This window comes from Kitasatospora sp. NPDC101447 (assembly GCF_044767225.1).
GTDB lineage: Bacteria > Actinomycetota > Actinomycetes > Streptomycetales > Streptomycetaceae > Kitasatospora.
In genome coordinates, this window is the sequence record NZ_JBIWNL010000010.1 from 46,538 (window position 1) to 62,727 (window position 16,190).

Genomic DNA, 16,190 nt, shown 5'->3' on the forward strand with positions numbered 1-16,190 from the left:
ACGCCGTCGGCCCGCACGGCGTCGCCCCCGGCGCGCCCGCAACGGGAAAGACCTGCCGATGACCGCTTCTCCCACTCGCCGTCCGTTCCAGCGGCGCTGGCTGCTCGCCTCCTGCGTGCCGGTGCTGCTCGTGCTCGGGATGGCCGCGTCCGTTCCGGCCGCCCCGCCCGCTCCCGCGCCGCACGCCGGCATGCCGGGCATGTCGGACGGCATGCCCGGGATGCCCGGCATGGCCGGCGCGCCGGGAACGGCGGACGCGTCCGGGAGCACCGGGCGCGGCCTCGCCGCCGAGCAGGGCGGCTACCGGCTGGACACCGCGGCCACCGAGCTGCCCGCCGGGCGTCCGACGCCCTTCCGGTTCACCGTCACCGGCCCGGGCGGCTCACCCGTCACCGACTTCGCGGTCCACCAGACCAAGAAGCTGCACTTCTACGCGATCCGCGCCGACCTCACCGGCTTCCAGCACCTGCACCCGGACATGGCCGCCGACGGCACCTGGACCGCCGACCTCTCCGCCCTCGCGCCCGGCACCTGGCGGCTGTACGCCGACTTCGTGCCGGACACCGGCCCCCACGCCCCCGAACTCGTCCTCAGCCGCACCGTGACGGTGCGCGGCGAGTACGCCCCGGTGCCCCTGCCGGCCCCGACCGGCACGGTCGAGGTGGACGGCTACACCGTCACTCTCCGCGCCCAGGCGGCGGCCGGCGCACACACGTTGGTCGCGAGCATCGGCCAGGACGGCCGGCCGGTCACCGACCTCCAGCCCTACCTGGACAGCTACGCCCACCTCAGCGCCTTCCACGAGGGGGACCAGGCACTGGCCCACCTCCATCCGGCGGACGCCGTGGCCGGCGACCACGGGGGCCCGACCCTGACCTTCCAGGCCCTCCTCGCGGAACCCGGCGACTGGCGGGTCTTCCTGCAGTTCCAGACCGCCGGGCGACTCCACACCGCCGAACTCACCCTGCACGTCGACTGACGCCGCGGGCCCGGCCCCGCCCCTCAGGCCGGACGCCCCGGTGGTGACGGACCGTCAGCCGCCGGCGGCGGCCCGCCTGCGGCGCCACAGCCACGCACCGCCCGCGGCGAGCGCGACGACCACGGCGGCACCGACGGCGAGGCCGGCCGAGGAGGAACCGCCGCCGCCCGACGCGGTCGAGGCCGTTCCGGGCGAGGCCGTCACGCCCGGGGCACCGGACGGAGCGGGCGCGGCGGCGGCCGAGGTGGCAGCAGCCGAGGTGGCGGAGGTGGCGGAGGCGCCGGCCGAGGAGGGCACCGCGGACGGCGTGCCGATCGGGGTCGCTCCGGGCGCGGCGGCGGCGAGCTTGAGGGTCGGCGCGGGGTGCTGGGGCTCGGCGCCGCCCTCGGGCAGCTCGATCCAGCGGTCGATGTGGCCGTCGCCGTACGTCTCCAGGGTCTTGAAGACCAGCTGCCGGGCGTCGGGCAGCTGCTTGACGGTGATCCGGTAGACGGCGTCCTTGCCCTGCGGGAGCGCGGGGCCGCCGACCGTGTAGCCGTCGGCGGTGGCGGCGAGCGTCCAGCCCTGGGGGGCGTCGGCGAGCGTGACGTCGGCGGGGGCGATGCCCTCGGGCAGGACGACCCGGAACTCGGCGAGGCCGGCGGTGCTCGACTCGGCCTCGGCGGTGAAGGTGACGGTGGCGTTGACGGCCAGCGCCCGGGCGGTCTCGGAGGCGACCTCCACGTGTGCGAAGGCCGGCGCCGCGAGGGCGAGGGAGCCGGCTACGACGGCCGTGACGGTGGCGGCACGGCCGGGCAGGCGGGAGTCGTTCACGGGTCTTCGCTCCGGGGGGAGCCGGCGTCGGGCCGGGGCCGGCCCGGCCGATCGGGCCCGGCGGCGTCCATCATGCACGACGGATCCGCGATCCCGGCCGACCCCGGAGGGCCCCGGCGGGGCCGGAGCCGGCGCCCGGCCCACCGCGACGACCGCTCACCCGCCCGGCCCGTTCCCTTACTTGCGGCGGCCGAAGATCCGCTTCGCGGCGTAGATGATCCCGACGATCAGCAGGACGAAGAGGAGGATGATCAGGATGATCACGACCAGCAGGAACTTGCCCAGCTTGGCGAAGAACCCCTTCTTCTTCTTGGTGTCCTTGGCCGCGACGTGCACGGCATCGGCGTTCGACGGGGCGACGGACGAGGCGACGGAGGCGGCGATCGGCCGGGCGCCCGCCTCGGCGGCCGCCCCCGCGGCCGGTGCTCCGCGGTCGGACACCGCGACGGCGGCGGTTCGGGGTGCGGCCACCGCCGTCGCGCTCGACGCGACGGCGGTGAGGCCGACGGCGGCCGCCAGTGCCACCAGGGCCCCGGCTATCGAACGTGCGATCCGGTGAGTCATCGTGCTCCTCGTACGGGTTCAGGGCTGCTCGGATAAGTCCGACCAAAGCAATTTCTCATGCTCTGACCAGCTGGTTTTCTCATCCGCGCCTAGTATGCTCCACTGAAGTTCTACAGCGGTGTAAAAGTTTAGCGACGGGCCTCGCCCGGATCGGCTCCGGCCCCGGGCCGCGCAAGCCCACCGCTCCGACGGGGGCTCCGTGGCAACTGTGGAGGATGACGACGTGTCTGGCCGCAAGGGTTCCCCCGACGCCGGAAATTCGCCGCACCGGGCGGGCGGACGCCGGGCAGCGGGCCGAACGAACGCCCCGGAAACGGGCGAAAAGGACACCGAGGGCATAGCCGAGGGCATAGCCGAAGGCCGTTCGGCGAGCCGCGCCAAGAAAAAGCCGAAGCGCAGCACCAAGCAGAAGGTGCTCTGGGCGACCGCCGGAGGCACCGCGCTCCTGGTGCTCGCTGGCGGCGGCCTCTACTACCGCCTGAACAGCAACATCTCCACCTTCGACGGCGACGCCGTCAGCAAGGACCGCCCGGACGCCGCTGCGCCGGACGCCCAGGGCCGCACCCCGGTGAACGTCCTGCTGATCGGTTCGGACAGCCGCGGCAACGGCAACAGCGACCTCGGCGGCGGCGGGGACGGCGGCGCCCGCTCGGACACCGCGATCCTGCTGCACGTCTACGCCGACCACAAGCACGCCGTCGGCATCTCCATCCCCCGCGACTCCCTGGTCACCATCCCGCCCTGCAAGCTGCCCGGCGGCAAGTGGACCAAGGAGCAGACCAACGTCATGTTCAACAGCGCCTTCTCGGTGGGCGACACCGACCAGGGCAACCCCGCCTGCACCCAGAACGCGGTCGAGAAACTGACCAACCTGCGCGTCGACCACACCATCGTGGTGGACTTCAACGGCTTCGCCTCGATGACCAAGGCGGTCGGCGGGGTCGAGGTCTGCCTGCCGAACGACGTCCACGAGGGGGACCTCAACCCCAACCTGGGACACAAGGGCAAACTGGTCTTCGCCAAGGGCAAGCAGAAGGTCGAGGGGCAGTCCGCGCTCGACTACGTCCGGGTCCGGCACGGCATCGGCGACGGCTCCGACATCGGCCGCACCAAGCGCCAGCAGGCCTTCCTCTCCTCCCTCATCAAGCAGGTCAAGTCCCGCGGGATGGACCCGACCACCCTGCTGCCGCTCGCCGACGCGGCCACCAAGTCGCTGACCGTCGACCCCGGCCTCGGCTCGGCCGCCAAACTGCTCGACTTCGCCACCTCCCTCAAGGACATCGACCTGCACGACGTCAAGTTCCTGACCACGCCGTGGCGCTACGAGGGCCCGCGGGTCGCCCTGGTCCACCCCGACGTGGACCAGCTCTGGGCGGCGCTCAAGGCCGACCGCACCATCGACGGCCAGGACGCCAGCGTCCCGGGCGGCCCCGGCTCCGCAGCCCCCACCACCCCCGCCACCGAGGCCGCCCCCACGCCGACCACCGCCCCGGACCCGAAGGCCGCCGGGGTCAAGGTCTCCGTGCTCAACGGCACCGGCGAGACCGGCCTCGGCGGCAAGGCCGCGGAGGCGGTGAAGGGCGCCGGCTACACCGTCACCACCGTCGGCAACGCCGCCGGGAAGCCCCGCGGCACCACGGTCGTCGAGTACGGCGCGGGCGAGCGCGGCTCCGCCGAGGCGGTCGCCAAGCTGTTCCCGGGCGCGACCGTCCAGCCCGGCGGCCGGGGCCTCAGCGTCGTCCTCGGCCACGACTTTGCCTCCGCCGACCCGGCGACCGCCGCCAACCCGGCCCCCGGCGCGGGCGCCTCTCCGGCACCGCTGCCCACCAGTGTCAGCGGCACCGCCCGCTCGGCGGACGACGACCCCTGCGCCAACGTCTCGTACGGCTGAGCGGCGCGCCGCCGACGGGTGCGCTCCCGGGGCGCGCGGACGGTGCCAGGGCGCCCGGGCGCGCACACGGCGGAAGGGCGCGCGGACGGCGACGGGGCGCCCTCGGACCGCCGTCCCGAGGGCGCCCCGTCGGCCGCGCCAGGAGTCGCGTCTAGCGTCTCGTCCCGCAGGACGGGCAGAACGCGGCGCCGTCCGGCACGTCCTGGTGGCAGCTCGTGCACTGGACGGCCTGCGCCAACCGGAAGCCGCAGCCCGGACAGAACGGTGTGCCGTGCGTCTCGGCGTGGCACTGCGGACAGACCAGCTGGCGCGGCGCGTTGACGTCGTACCCGGTACCCGTCTGCTGTCCGACCTGGTAGGCGCGCTCGGAGACCATGTCGTTGAGACCGCGGTGCTGCGCCGCCATCGCCTCGGCCGCGGTGTCCGGGGCGCAGCTGAAGCACAGGCCCTGCGCCGGGTTGAAGCAGCGGCCGCAGACGTAGTGGGTGCAGCGGGCGCAACGGTTGAAGTGCGTCTGGGCGTTGGCGATCGCGCGCTGGAAGGCGGCGTCCCGGGTGGTGCCCCAGGTCTGGCCGGCCAGACCGTCGGCGGCGTTGCTGATGGTGTTGGCGTTGCCGCCGATGAGGTTCCAGGCCGCGCTGACGCCCTTGCCTATCCAGCCGGCCATCTGGCCGGTCCGGAACGCCTCGAACGGTGAGCGCCAGGTGTCCGAGCAGCGGTAGCAGTAGAACTCGAACTGGAAGCCCGCACCGGTGCCGTGCTGCTCGCACAGGTCGCGGTAGTTGCTGCTGAAGTAGATCTCCGAAGTCACGTCGTCCCCGGTCGCTGAAAGTGGGATGTCGGCGGTCGCTCCCAGGGACGATAGGGCTCAATGAACGGTTCCGCCAAGGCGTCTGCGCTGATCAGAGCCCCGATACCGGCAGCAGCACCACTCGTGCCGGGTCGAACCGCTCCCAGTACGCGGGCTGTCCGCTGCGGCCGACCCGCAGCCGGCACCAGCGCCGGCCGGTCGCGTCCTGCCACCAGCCGCTGATCCGGCCGAGCGCCCAGGCGCCCTCGCCGAGGTCCACCTCGACCGGTTGGTAGACCCACTGCACGGTGTGCTCGGCCGGGTCCACCGGGTCCGCCCCGTCGGCCCCGACCCCGACCCCGCGCTCGTCACGCTCGTCGCGGTCGTCCCCGTTCGCGGGGTCCGCCGGGTCCCCGGTCTCCCGGTGACCGCACTGACTCTCCATCACGGCTCCGCCTCCCGACCCGGCCTCGGCCGCGGAGGCCACCCGGTGCGGGGCGGCCGCCGCGGCCGGGGGTGCAGTACACCTCCTGAACTCTACAGGCGTGTAGAGAACGACGGGAGGGATTCCCCGAAGCCGAGCAGGACCGGCTCAGCGGTCCTTCCGCACCGACCTCCGACGACGGACTCCCCACAGCGCCACCGGAACGACCCCGGCCAGCGCGAGCGCCTCCGAGGCCGGCGGCGCCTCGAACGGGGCGCCGGCCGCCCCCGCCGGGACCTTGTCGAAGGTGTCCGGCACGGGCAGGGTGGACCAGTCCGACAGCGGCCACGCCACCACGAACGCCCGGCCCACCACGTTGTCCACCGGCACGAAGCCGTCACCGGTCACGTTGTGGTGCCAGCGGGAGTCCCGCGAGTTGTTGCGGTGATCGCCCATGACCCAGAGCTTGCCCTTGGGCACGGTGATGGTGCCCACCGGGTCGTTGTCGCAGGGCGTCGAGCCGGGGAACAGGTACGGCTCGTCCAGCGCGACGCCGTTCACCTTCAGCGGGGCGCCCGCGTCGCACTGGACGGTGTCCCCGCCGACCGCGATCACCCGCTTGATCAGGTCCTTCTCGTCCGCCGAGGGCATCAGGCCGACGGTGCTCAGCGCCTTCCGGACGGAGCCCATCACGGAGTCGTCGGTGGTCGTCGTGCCCTCCAGCCAACCGCCCGGGTCACGGAAGACCACCACCTCCCCGCGCTCGGGCTCCGCGCCGAACCACGGGGTCAGCTTGTCCACCAGCACCCGGTCACCGATCGCCAGGGTCTGCTCCATCGACCCGGAGGGGATCGAGAAGGCCTGCACGAAGAAGGTCTTGATGCCGAGCGAGAGCAGCAGGGCGATCACCAGCAGGATCGGCAGCTCCTGCCAGAACGGGCGCTTCTTCCGCGGGCGCTTCGCACCCTCGTCCGGGTCCTCCCCCGCGCCTCCGCCCGAGTCCCCGCCCGCCCCCGCGGCTGCAGCCGCGGCCGTACCCACGCCTGTGCCCGTGCCCGAGGACGTGCCCACGGACGTGCCCGCGGACGTGCCCACGCCCGCCCGGCCGTCCCCGGCCCCGCCGCGTTCCCCGGCTCCACCGCTCTCGCCGGACTCCGCGCTCTGCTGCACACTCATTTCCTCGGCCCCTCCCGACGGCCCGACGGGAGTCGCAACGAAGACCCCCTGTCAGGAACGAACCTACCGAACAGAGGTTCCCGGGCGCGCCCTGACGTGCATGCGCTCACCCTGCGGGCCGAACAGGCTCAGGAACTCCACCGGCTGCGGGCCCGCGTTGCCGAAGGCGTGCGGGGTGCGGGTGTCGAACTCCGCGGCCTCACCGGCCGTCAGCACCAGGTCGCGCGACCCGAGCACCAGCCGCAGCCGGCCGGACAGCACGTACAGCCACTCGTAGCCCTCGTGCACCTTCAGCTCCGGCTCCGGCTCGGTGTTGCGGCCCGGCGGCACGATGTGCTTGAACGCGTGCATCCCGCCCAGGTGGCGGGTGAGCGGGATGATCGTCTGGCCGTTCCTGGTCACCGGGCGCGGGTGGATCCGCGGGTCACCGGTGGCCGGGGCACCGACCAGCTCGTCCAGCGGCACCCGGTACTCCCGGGCCAGCGGCAGCAGCAGCTCCAGCGTCGGCTTGCGCTGCCCGGACTCCAGCCGGGACAGCGTGCTGAGCGAGATGCCGGTCGCGGCGGCCAGTTTGGCGAGCGTGGTGCCGCGCTCCCGCCGCAGGGCCCGCAACCGGGGACCCACCGTGGTGAGGACGTTCTCGAACTCTTCGTCGGCCATGCCTGCCATGTGCCGCTATGGCAAGGGCGTTTGTCAATCCGGCACCCGGGTGAGCGCCCCGGATACCGGGTGAGGCCCCCGGGACACCGCGTACGAGCGCCTCGGCTAGGGACGCTCCCGCCGCCAGACCAGGAACCAGTGCTCGTGCACCGACCGCACGAACGGGTCGAGCCAGTCGCTGAACGCGAACAGCACCACACCGACGCCTCCGCCCAGCAGCAGACCGATCGCCACGGCCGCCACCACGATCCGCACGATCGCCCGCACCCGGCCCTCCTCCCGTTTCCCGGCAGGGTTCCCCGGTGCGGCCGTCGTTGCACCCAACGCCCTTGCACCGAAACCGAGTTGTCATCGACCGGTGAGGACCGGGAGCCCGCCGGCCCGCCGACGGTGACCGGCCGTCGGCCGGCCGGCGGCGCCTCGGAGCGCCCGGCTACCGGTACTCGCGCAGCCGGGGCCGCACCCCGACCGCGGCGAGGCCCAGCGCCACCGCCAGCACACCGGCTGCCAGGGCCGCCGTGGTGCCGTCCAGGTCCCCGTCGGTCTCGGCGACCGCCCGGTCCATCGCGGTGGCGTTGATCGCGATGGTGTCCCCGATCGCGGCGCCCAACTGCTCGAAGTCGTAGTTGGACTGCCCCTTCGAGAGCCCGGTGTTGAGCGTGACCGCCTCCTTGAGCCTCCCGGCGGTGCTCAGCTCGCGGATCCTGCGGTCGGTCAGCTGGTACTGCTGGAAGGTGTCCAGCACGCGCTCGGCGGCGTCCTGCTCGCCCGGGAAGGTGACGTTGTGCAGCTCGCTGCCGAGGTACCCGCCGAAGGGGACCGCCGTACGGTCGGCGCGGTGGCGGCCGGCCGCGTCGGCCAGCCGCGCGTTGTAGTCCGCGAGGGTGGCCCCGTCGATCCGGGCGATCGCCTGGGTCTGCTCCAGGAAGGCCTGCTCGTACGCGACGGCGCGGGTCGGGTCGATCAGGTAGCGGCTCTCGTCGGCGTTCATGTCGAACGCGACGGCGCGGGCCCGGCTGAGGGCGATCACCGAGTCGTAGGCGTTGCTCTTGGCGGTCACCAGGTGGTCCTCGGCGCGGCCCACCAGGTTCAGCCCGGTCACCAGCACCACGCCGGTCAGCAGGGTCACCGCGGCCAGCGCCGGGTTGACCACCCGGCGGTAGCGCACGGCGAGGGCGCGCTGGAGGCCGAGCAGCGCCGCGAGGGCGAGCAGGCCGACGGCGAGCAGCCACCACCGGCCGCTGCCCAGGGCGTCGCGCTGCTGAAGGTAGACGCGCTCGACGGAGGCGTCGCTGGTGACGGTGACCTGGTCGGCGGCGGGCAGGAGTCGGCCGCGCAGCAGGTCGGTGGCCTGCCGGTAGGTCTCCAGCGCGGCCTGCGACGGCTGCCCGGCGGGCGAGTTCGCCTGCTCCTCCAGCAGCTGCGCCCGGGCGACCAGCGCCTCGTAGCTGCCGAGCCGGTCCAGGACGAGCCGGACGGCGCGCTGCCCGGCCGGGTCGTCGGCCGCGGCCCGGGCGGCCTGCTGCAGGTCGTCGTCGGCCTGGGCGCGGCGCTGCTCGTAGGTGTCCAGGGTCTGCTTGCGCAGGGTCGTGTACTCGGGGTCGGCGCCGACCAGCAGTAGGTTGGCGGCCTGGGCGTCCATGTCGCTGAGCGCGAAGTAGAGGTCGGCGGCGCGGGTGGCCTGCGGGGCGTCCCGGTGGCCGATGGTGTCGGTGCCGTCGCGGGCGCCGCCGAGTACGGCGGTGGCGGTGGCGCCGAGGCCGAGCAGGGCGGCGAGGCTCAGCGCGGTGAGGCCGCGCACCAGGCGCGGGGTGGTCCAGTGGTCCCGGCTGCCGATCGTCCGCGCACGGCGGCCGAGGCCGGCCAGGGTGCCCGGTGGGGCGGGTTCCGCCGTCTCCGGCGGAACCGCCTCGTTCGAGGTGGTCGCCCTGTGCTCCGTGGAGGTCGTCATGACCGCACGTCCCTTTCCCCCGTGGCACGGTCGGCCGGGGGTTCGGGCGCGCCGAAGACCCCGAGCGCAGAACCGTTTCTGCTTTTCGTTCGCTCTTCCGCCGCGCGACGCTAGTACCGCACCGACCGGTGCACGGGTGGTCCTGACGCCTCCTTGACACCGCCGGGCACCGATCTTGACGCTTCCTTAGCGCCCGCCTGCGCCCGCCTGCTCCCGCCTGCTCCCGGCACCCGGCACCCGGCACCCGGCGCCCCCTGCCGCCGGCACCCTCCCGACCGCTTGGCGGCCCGCCCCGGGGAGCCGGCGTGCCGGTCGATCCGAGCCGACGTCAACAGCGGCCGGGAGCACCGGCGTTCCTCCTCCGACCGAAACGATCACGGAGCCCCCGGCGCGCCACTACGCTACGTGTCATGACTTCTTCGGATAAGACCCCCGGGCTGGGCACTGCGGTGGTGATCGGCGGCGGACTGGCCGGATTGGGGGCGGCCTGGGCGCTGCGCGGCCACGCGGAGCGGATCGTCGTCGTGGAGCGGGACCACTACCCGGCGGAACCGGCGTTCCGGGCCGGGGTGCCGCAGGGACGGCACGCCCACCTGGTGCTGGAGGCCGGGCACCGGGTCCTGGAGGAGATGTTTCCCGGCATCAAGCAGGAGCTGATGGACGCGGGTGCGCTGCGGGTGACCACCTCGGAGGTGAGGTGGCTCTGCTCCGCGGGGTGGATGGCCGAGTACCCGGCGCAGATGGCCTTCCTCTCCTGCACCCGGCCGGTGCTGGACCAGCTCGTCCTGGAGCGGGTCCGCGCCGACTCCTCGATCGAGTTCCTGGAGGGCACCGACGTGGTCGGCCTGCTCGGGTCGGCCGGGGCGGTGACCGGGGTGAAGGTCCGCGAGCGGGGCCCGGAGCGCGGCGAAGTCCGTGACCTCCCCGCCGAGTTGGTGGTGGACGCGGCCGGCCGCTCGACCTCGGTGCCGAAGTGGCTGACGGAGCTGGGCTGCCGCCCGGTGCCCGAGCAGCGGGTGGACGCGGGTGTGGCGTACACCTCCCGGCTGTTCCACCGCCCGGCCGGGGTCGACCTCGGCGGCCAGGCGATCTACCTGCAGACCAAGGCACCGGAAGCACCGCGGATGGGCGTCCTGCTGCCGGTCGAGGGCGACCGCTGGATCGTCAGCCTCGCCGGGATGCGCGGCGCCGAACCCCGGCCCGGCGAGGAGGGGTTCACCGAGCACCTCGCCGGACTGCGCGACCCGCTGCTCCGCGAAGTGCTGCGGGACGCCGAACCCGCGGGCGAGGTGCGCGGCTTCCTCCCCGGCCCCGGCGTGCGGCGGCACTACGAACGCAGCAGTCCGGAGGGCCTGGTGGCGGTCGGCGACGCCGCGAGCACCTTCAACCCGGTGTACGGCCAGGGGGTCACCGTCGCCCTGTTCTGCGCCCGGGAGCTGCGCCGCACCGTGCGGCGGCACGGCGGCATCGGCCACGCCGCGGCCCGGGACGCGCGGCGCGCCGTCGCGGCGGCGTCCAAGAACCCGTGGGTGATGTCCTGCGCCGAGGACGCCCGTTTCGACACCACCACCGGCGCGCCCACCGGCGCCCTGCTCAAGCTCCAGCACCGCTTCCTGGACAAGGTGCTGGCCGGCGCCACCCGCGACCCCCTGGTCACCGCGGCGTTCCACGAGGTGATGTCGCTGGTGGAGCCGCCGTCGCTGCTGTTCCGCCCGTCGGTGCTCAGCGCCGTCCTGCGCGGCTGAGCACCGACGGGTCGGGGGGGGGGGGGGGGGGGGGGGGGGGGGGGGGCGGCCGCCGCGGCGGGCGGGGGGGCGGCCCCGCGGGGGGGCGGCGGGGTGGGGGCCGCCGCGGGGGGGGCGGCCCCCCCGGGGGGGCCCCCCCGCCGGCGGCGGGGGCCCCCCCCCCCCGGGTCGGGCCGGCCGGGGCCGCTTGATCGGCCCGGCCGGCCCGATCGGCGCCGTCGGCGCGTCAGACGGTCGGCTTCCCGTGGGAGGCCGGCCCGCCCGTGACGAGGGCCGTGATCTCGGCGGCGAGCTGTGGGCCGAGCTCGCCCCACCCCTCCTTGTAGCCGTAGACGCCGGCCAGGGAGCGGGCGTCGTAGTCGCCGTTCATGATCTCGATGTCGTTCGCCGTGATCAGTGCCGGGTGGGCCACGCCGACGGCCGCCGAGACCTTCATCAGCTCCTTGCGCAGGGTGCGCAGGTAGACGGCGGCCCGGGTGGCCTTCGAGGCCGGGTCGAGGCCGCGGGCCAGCCACGGGTTCTGGGTCGCGATGCCGGTGGGGCACTTGTCGGTGTGGCACTTCTGCGCCTGGATGCAGCCGATCGACAGCATCGCCTCACGGGCGACGTTGATCATGTCGACCCCGAGGGCGAAGGCGACCGCGGCGTTCTCGGGCAGACCGAGCTTGCCGGAGCCGATGAAGGTCAGCTCGTCGGTCAGCCCCAGCTCGGCGAAGGTGCCGTAGACCCGGGAGAAGCCCATCCGGAACGGCAGCGACACCGAGTCGGCGAACATCCGCGGGGCCGCGCCGGTGCCGCCCTCGCCGCCGTCGATCGTCACGAAGTCGACCCCGCGGTCGCCGCGCGCCATCAGGGTGGCCAGCTCCTGCCAGAAGCCCATCTCGCCCACCGCGCTCTTCACCCCGACCGGCAGGCCGGTCTCGGTGGCGAGCAGCTCGACGAAGTCGAGCATCGAGTCGACGTCGCCGAACGCGCTGTGCCGCGACGGGGAGGCGCAGTCCTCGCCGACCGGGATGCCGCGGATCCCGGCGATCTCCGGGGTCACCTTCGCGCCCGGCAGCATCCCGCCCAGCCCGGGCTTGGCGCCCTGGGAGAGCTTGATCTCTATCGCCTTGACCGGGGCTCCGGCGACGACGTCCTTGAGCTTGTCGAGGTTGAAGCTGCCGTCCTCGTTGCGGCAGCCGAAGTACGACGTCCCGAGCTGGAGGACGAGGTCACCGCCGTTGCGGTGGTACGGCGAGAGGCCGCCCTCGCCCGTGTTGTGCATCGTGCCCGCCAGCGCCGCACCCTTGTTGAGCGCCGTGACGGCCGCGCCCGAGAGGGATCCGAAGCTCATCGCCGAGATGTTCACCACGCTGGCCGGCCGGAACGCCTTGGCGCGCCCGCGCGGCCCGCCGAGCACCTTGGCCGAGGGCAGCGGGGCCTGCGGGTCGTGCGCGTCGGGCAGGGCGCCGGCGAACGTGCGCTGCTTGACGTAGGCGTGGCCCTGGACGTGCTCGACGTCGACCTCGGTGCCGAACCCGAAGTAGTTGTTCTCCTCCTTCGCCGACGCGTAGATCCACGTGCGCTGGTCACGGCTGAACGGGCGCTCCTCCTCGTTGGAGGTCACGATGTACTGCCGCAGCTCCGGCCCGATCCGCTCCAGCAGGTACCGGGCGTGCCCGACCACCGGGAAGTTCCGGAGCAGCGCGTGCCGCTTCTGCATGAGGTCGCGGGCAGCCAGGAGCGCCACCGCTGTCGCGGCGGCCGCGCCGATCTTCCGGGCTTGCATGAACGTTCCTCCAAGGTGCACGACACCATCGCCGGGCGGTGGGGTCGTCGTGTCGTGTGGGGTGCCGGACGGCGGGCACGCGGCCGAGCAGGCAGCAGCGTCCGTCGAGGGATGCCAGACGATGGTAGGAGGCCCCCCGGACCGGCCCGCGGCCAGGGGCGGTCGGAGCGCGCGGCCGCCGGCCCGCGCCCGGCGTTCCGGGGTGTTCGGGGTGTTCCTTGTGTTCCGGGGTGTTCCCGAACCTTCCGGGACGTTCCCAAGCGTTCCGGAGCGTTCCGGAGGTCAGCAGGCGGCATTCAGCCCCCGTACACGCTGTTTCAACGTTGCGTCACCAGAGTTCGGCCTCGTGCCTACCTCACACTCACGCGCCGGTGTCGCCTCCCTGTGCGCCGCGGCTTTGACGTTGTCAGGAATCGTCGTCACCGGGATCGTCGCCGCACAGCCCGCGGCGGCCGCGGACCCGGCCGGCTACCAGAACGTTCGGATCAACGAGGTCACCTCGTCCAACAGCGACACCGTGGAGCTGTTCAACAGCGGCTCGACCGCGGTGAGCATCAGCGGCTGGAAGATGTCCGACGACGGCTTCACGCCGCAGACGTTCAGCCCGTCCTCCACCACCATCCCGGCCGGCGGCTTCGTCACCTTCAACTCGCCCAAGGGGCTGGGTGACTCGGACAAGGTGGTGATCTACACCGCCGACGGCACCGTGGTCGACCGCGTCGACTGGGCGACCGACAACGCCAAGCCGGCGATCGCCCGCTGCGGCGGCGACGGCACCGGGACGTGGGTGACCGCGACCGCGGCGACCACCTTCGGCTCCGCCAACGCCGGCGGCTGCCCGGCGTCGATCCCGGCCGCGAGCAAGGTGCGGATCAACGAGGTCACCGCGGACGGCGCGGACACCGTCGAGCTGTACAACAGCGGCACGAGTGCGGTCGGCATCGGGTCGTGGAAGTACGTCGACAACGACACCACGCACTCCCCGGTCTCCGTCTCGTCCTCCTCGCCGAGCGCGACCACCATCCCCGCGGGCGGTTACGTCACGTTCAACTCCAGCATCGGCCTGGGCGGCAACGACTCGCTGTTCCTGATCGACGGCAGCGGCAACACCGTCGACTCGGTGACCTGGGCGGCCGGTGGCGCCTCGCCGTCCGACGAGCGGTGCACCGGCGGCTTCCGGACCTCCGTGACCGCGACGTTCGGCAGCGCGAACTCCTGCACGGGCGCCGGCGGCGGGGGCGGTGGCGGTCAGACCGGCCACCTGCTGGGCGGCGGCGGCGCGCTCACCAGCGGCTGCACCCCCGAGGCGCCCTCCGGTACGGGCTCCACCCCGGCGGGCACCCTGGCGTGGCCGGGCGGGCTGGACGTCACGATCGCCGACAACGTCTGCGCGTTCACCACGTCCACCGGCCCCGAGGGCCGTGACGTCAGCGGCCTGGCCTTCGACCCGGCCAACCCGTCCGTGCTGTGGGCGGCCAAGAACAAGAACTGGCTGTTCAAGCTGGTCAAGAGCAACGGCAAGTGGATCCCGGACGCCTCCTGGAGCGTGACCGGCAAGCAGATCCGCTTCGCGGGCGGCTCCGGCCAGCCGGACTCCGAGGGCCTGACGGTCGGCCCCAACGGCCACCTCTACGTGACCTCCGAGCGCGACAACAGCAACAACACCGTCCCCAAGGACACGATCATGGAGTTCGACCCGGCCGCGACCGGCTCGACCCTCACCCCGGTCCACCAGTGGGACATGACCTCGCAGTTCCCGCAGCTGAACACCGGCAGCAAGGACGACGCCAACCTGGGCTTCGAGGGCGTCGGCTACGTGCCGGACAGCTGGCTGACCGCGAACGGCTGGGTCGACCCGCTCACCGGCTCCGCCTACAACCCGGCGAACTACCCGCTGCACGGGGCGGGCCTGTACTTCGCCGGTCTGGAGTGGGACGGCAGCCTGCACGTGTACGGCCTGAACTCCGACGGCACGTTCACCACCTTCGGCACGATCGCCACCGGCAAGGTCTCCGTCATGGACGTGACCTTCGACGCCGGCACCCAGCGCCTCGTCGCGACCTGCGACAACACCTGCGGCGAGACGCACACCTTCATGAAGGTCGACGCCGCCGGCGCGATCGTCCCGGACGTGACCTACACGAACCCGGCCGTCATGCCGGTCGACAACCTGGAGGGCTTCGCGATCGCGCCGACGTCCACCTGCGTCAACGGCTTCCGCGAGGCCGTCTGGAGCGACGACGGCATCTACGGCTTCGGCTCCGGGACCTCCTCCTCCGGACACGCCCTCTACAGCGGCACCTTCCCCTGCTGACCGCGTGCTGAAAGCTCCCGGCCGTCGGCGGGTCACGACCGTGACCACCGCCGACGGCCGGGAGCTTCGTCGTACGGTCCGTCCCCGCCGGGCGGGCCGCCGGGACCCTCCAACGCTCCGGCCCCGGGGCGCTGTTGGTAGCGTCCCTCCATGATCGGCTCCGCGCTGGTGCGCCTCGCGACCTTCAACGTCCTGCACGGGCAGCAACTCCCGGACGACGGCCGCCCGCCTGGGCCGGCCTCCGACACCGCCGGCGTACACCCGCTTGTCGACGCCGTCGTCTCCCTGGACGCCGACGTGCTGGCGCTGCAGGAACTCGACCGCTTCCAGGAGCGGTCGGGCCGGGTGGACCAGGCGCGCGCGATCGCCGAGGCGACCGGCGCCGCGGACTGGCGCTACGCCTCGGCGTTCCACGCCCGGTCCGGGCCGGGGCGGACCTGGGCCCCCGACCGGTCCGAACCGGGGCTGCGGGTGTACGGGCCGAAGGACGCCGGGCAGGACGGCGAAGTCCCCTCGCACGGCATCGCGCTGCTGTCCCGGCTGCCCGTCCTGGACTGGCGGGCCCGGCGGTTCGGCGCACCGCCCGTCGCCGTGCCCCTGCCGGTGTCCGGACGCGCGGGCCTCACGGTGATCCGCGACCATCCGCGCGTGGCACTGGCCGCCGTCCTGCAGGGCCGGCGCGGCCCGTTCACCGCGGTGGCGCTGCACCTGTCGTTCGTCCCGGGGTGGAACCTCCGCCAACTCCTCGCCGTACACCGCTGGATCGCCGGCCTGCCCCGGCCGCACGTGCTGCTGGGCGACTTCAACATCCCCGGCGCGATCCCCGCGGCCACCCTCGGCGCGGCCGAGTTCCTCGCTCCGTCGAAGCCCGCGACTCCCCCGCCGCGCGCGACTCCACCGCCGCAGACCGCCGGCCTGCCGGCCCGGCCGGGCTGGCGCCGCCTTGCCCGCGTCCGCACCTTCCCGTCGCACCGCCCCCTGGTGCAGCTCGACCACGTGCTCGCCACCGGGCTCGGGCCGCACCGGTCACAGCCGGCGCGGGCTCCGAGGACGCCGGTCTCGGACCACCGGCCCGTGGTGGTCGAGCTGCCGCTGTAGCCCACAGCCGATCG

14 protein-coding genes are annotated in these 16,190 nt (G+C 73.7%); 5 read left to right on the forward strand and 9 right to left on the reverse strand.

The window, feature by feature from the left end; translation table 11 throughout:
- Window positions 1-58: 58 nt before the first annotated feature.
- Window positions 59-979, forward strand: a complete 921-nt coding sequence (locus ACIRST_RS16985) for a hypothetical protein (RefSeq protein ID WP_402802933.1) — start codon at window positions 59-61, stop codon at window positions 977-979.
- 54 nt (window positions 980-1,033) lie between these two features.
- Here the strand turns inward: ACIRST_RS16985 and ACIRST_RS16990 are convergent, their stop codons facing one another.
- On the reverse strand, window positions 1,034-1,792 hold the full coding sequence (locus ACIRST_RS16990; protein WP_402802934.1) for a DUF1775 domain-containing protein: 759 nt from the start codon (window positions 1,790-1,792) through the stop codon (window positions 1,034-1,036).
- Between the two features lie 177 nt (window positions 1,793-1,969).
- Entirely contained in the window at window positions 1,970-2,356 is a 387-nt protein-coding gene (locus tag ACIRST_RS16995) for a hypothetical protein (RefSeq protein ID WP_350522644.1), read from the reverse strand.
- 412 nt (window positions 2,357-2,768) lie between these two features.
- On the opposite strand from ACIRST_RS16995, the gene ACIRST_RS17000 reads away from it, so the two are divergent.
- Window positions 2,769-4,247: an LCP family protein gene (locus tag ACIRST_RS17000; protein WP_402802935.1), complete on the forward strand. Its 1,479-nt coding sequence runs from the start codon at window positions 2,769-2,771 to the stop codon at window positions 4,245-4,247.
- Between the two features lie 151 nt (window positions 4,248-4,398).
- On the opposite strand, the gene ACIRST_RS17005 is transcribed toward ACIRST_RS17000, so the two are convergent.
- From ACIRST_RS17005 to ACIRST_RS17030, 6 genes are all read right to left on the reverse strand, one after another.
- A complete protein-coding gene (locus ACIRST_RS17005) occupies window positions 4,399-5,058 on the reverse strand; it encodes a double zinc ribbon domain-containing protein (RefSeq protein ID WP_350522645.1) in 660 nt (219 codons plus the stop codon).
- Window positions 5,059-5,149: 91 nt separating this feature from the next.
- Window positions 5,150-5,485 carry a hypothetical protein gene (locus ACIRST_RS17010; protein ID WP_402802936.1) on the reverse strand — a complete coding sequence of 112 codons (336 nt, stop codon included), beginning with the start codon at window positions 5,483-5,485 and terminating at the stop codon, window positions 5,150-5,152.
- 144 nt (window positions 5,486-5,629) lie between these two features.
- The gene (lepB, locus tag ACIRST_RS17015; protein ID WP_402803019.1) at window positions 5,630-6,631 is read right to left on the reverse strand and encodes a signal peptidase I; all 1,002 of its coding nucleotides are present in this window, start codon (window positions 6,629-6,631) and stop codon (window positions 5,630-5,632) included.
- Window positions 6,632-6,700: 69 nt separating this feature from the next.
- Window positions 6,701-7,297: an XRE family transcriptional regulator gene (locus tag ACIRST_RS17020; RefSeq protein WP_350522648.1), complete on the reverse strand. Its 597-nt coding sequence runs from the start codon at window positions 7,295-7,297 to the stop codon at window positions 6,701-6,703.
- Window positions 7,298-7,402: 105 nt separating this feature from the next.
- Window positions 7,403-7,564 carry a hypothetical protein gene (locus ACIRST_RS17025; protein WP_350522649.1) on the reverse strand — a complete coding sequence of 54 codons (162 nt, stop codon included), beginning with the start codon at window positions 7,562-7,564 and terminating at the stop codon, window positions 7,403-7,405.
- Between the two features lie 166 nt (window positions 7,565-7,730).
- The gene (locus tag ACIRST_RS17030; RefSeq protein WP_402802937.1) at window positions 7,731-9,248 is read right to left on the reverse strand and encodes a hypothetical protein; all 1,518 of its coding nucleotides are present in this window, start codon (window positions 9,246-9,248) and stop codon (window positions 7,731-7,733) included.
- A gap of 410 nt (window positions 9,249-9,658) precedes the next feature.
- On the opposite strand from ACIRST_RS17030, the gene ACIRST_RS17035 reads away from it, so the two are divergent.
- Window positions 9,659-10,993 carry an NAD(P)/FAD-dependent oxidoreductase gene (locus tag ACIRST_RS17035; protein ID WP_402802938.1) on the forward strand — a complete coding sequence of 445 codons (1,335 nt, stop codon included), beginning with the start codon at window positions 9,659-9,661 and terminating at the stop codon, window positions 10,991-10,993.
- 226 nt (window positions 10,994-11,219) lie between these two features.
- Here the strand turns inward: ACIRST_RS17035 and ACIRST_RS17040 are convergent, their stop codons facing one another.
- Window positions 11,220-12,764, reverse strand: a complete 1,545-nt coding sequence (locus ACIRST_RS17040; protein WP_350522652.1) for an FMN-binding glutamate synthase family protein — start codon at window positions 12,762-12,764, stop codon at window positions 11,220-11,222.
- Window positions 12,765-13,167: 403 nt separating this feature from the next.
- On the opposite strand from ACIRST_RS17040, the gene ACIRST_RS17045 reads away from it, so the two are divergent.
- Window positions 13,168-15,078: a lamin tail domain-containing protein gene (locus ACIRST_RS17045; protein ID WP_402802939.1), complete on the forward strand. Its 1,911-nt coding sequence runs from the start codon at window positions 13,168-13,170 to the stop codon at window positions 15,076-15,078.
- Between the two features lie 150 nt (window positions 15,079-15,228).
- The gene (locus tag ACIRST_RS17050; protein ID WP_402802940.1) at window positions 15,229-16,176 is read left to right on the forward strand and encodes an endonuclease/exonuclease/phosphatase family protein; all 948 of its coding nucleotides are present in this window, start codon (window positions 15,229-15,231) and stop codon (window positions 16,174-16,176) included.
- Window positions 16,177-16,190 lie beyond the last annotated feature (14 nt).

What these genes read in the sequence shown, in the direction of transcription:
- ACIRST_RS17030 (WP_402802937.1), bottom strand. Translation starts at nt 9,248, where the DNA reads ATGACGACCTCCACGGAGCACAGGGCGACCACCTCGAACGAGGCGGTT.
- ACIRST_RS17035 (WP_402802938.1), top strand. Translation starts at nt 9,659, where the DNA reads ATGACTTCTTCGGATAAGACCCCCGGGCTGGGCACTGCGGTGGTGATC.
- ACIRST_RS17040 (WP_350522652.1), bottom strand. Translation starts at nt 12,764, where the DNA reads ATGCAAGCCCGGAAGATCGGCGCGGCCGCCGCGACAGCGGTGGCGCTC.
- ACIRST_RS16995 (WP_350522644.1), bottom strand. Translation starts at nt 2,356, where the DNA reads ATGACTCACCGGATCGCACGTTCGATAGCCGGGGCCCTGGTGGCACTG.
- ACIRST_RS17020 (WP_350522648.1), bottom strand. Translation starts at nt 7,297, where the DNA reads ATGGCCGACGAAGAGTTCGAGAACGTCCTCACCACGGTGGGTCCCCGG.
- ACIRST_RS16985 (WP_402802933.1), top strand. Translation starts at nt 59, where the DNA reads ATGACCGCTTCTCCCACTCGCCGTCCGTTCCAGCGGCGCTGGCTGCTC.
- ACIRST_RS17050 (WP_402802940.1), top strand. Translation starts at nt 15,229, where the DNA reads ATGATCGGCTCCGCGCTGGTGCGCCTCGCGACCTTCAACGTCCTGCAC.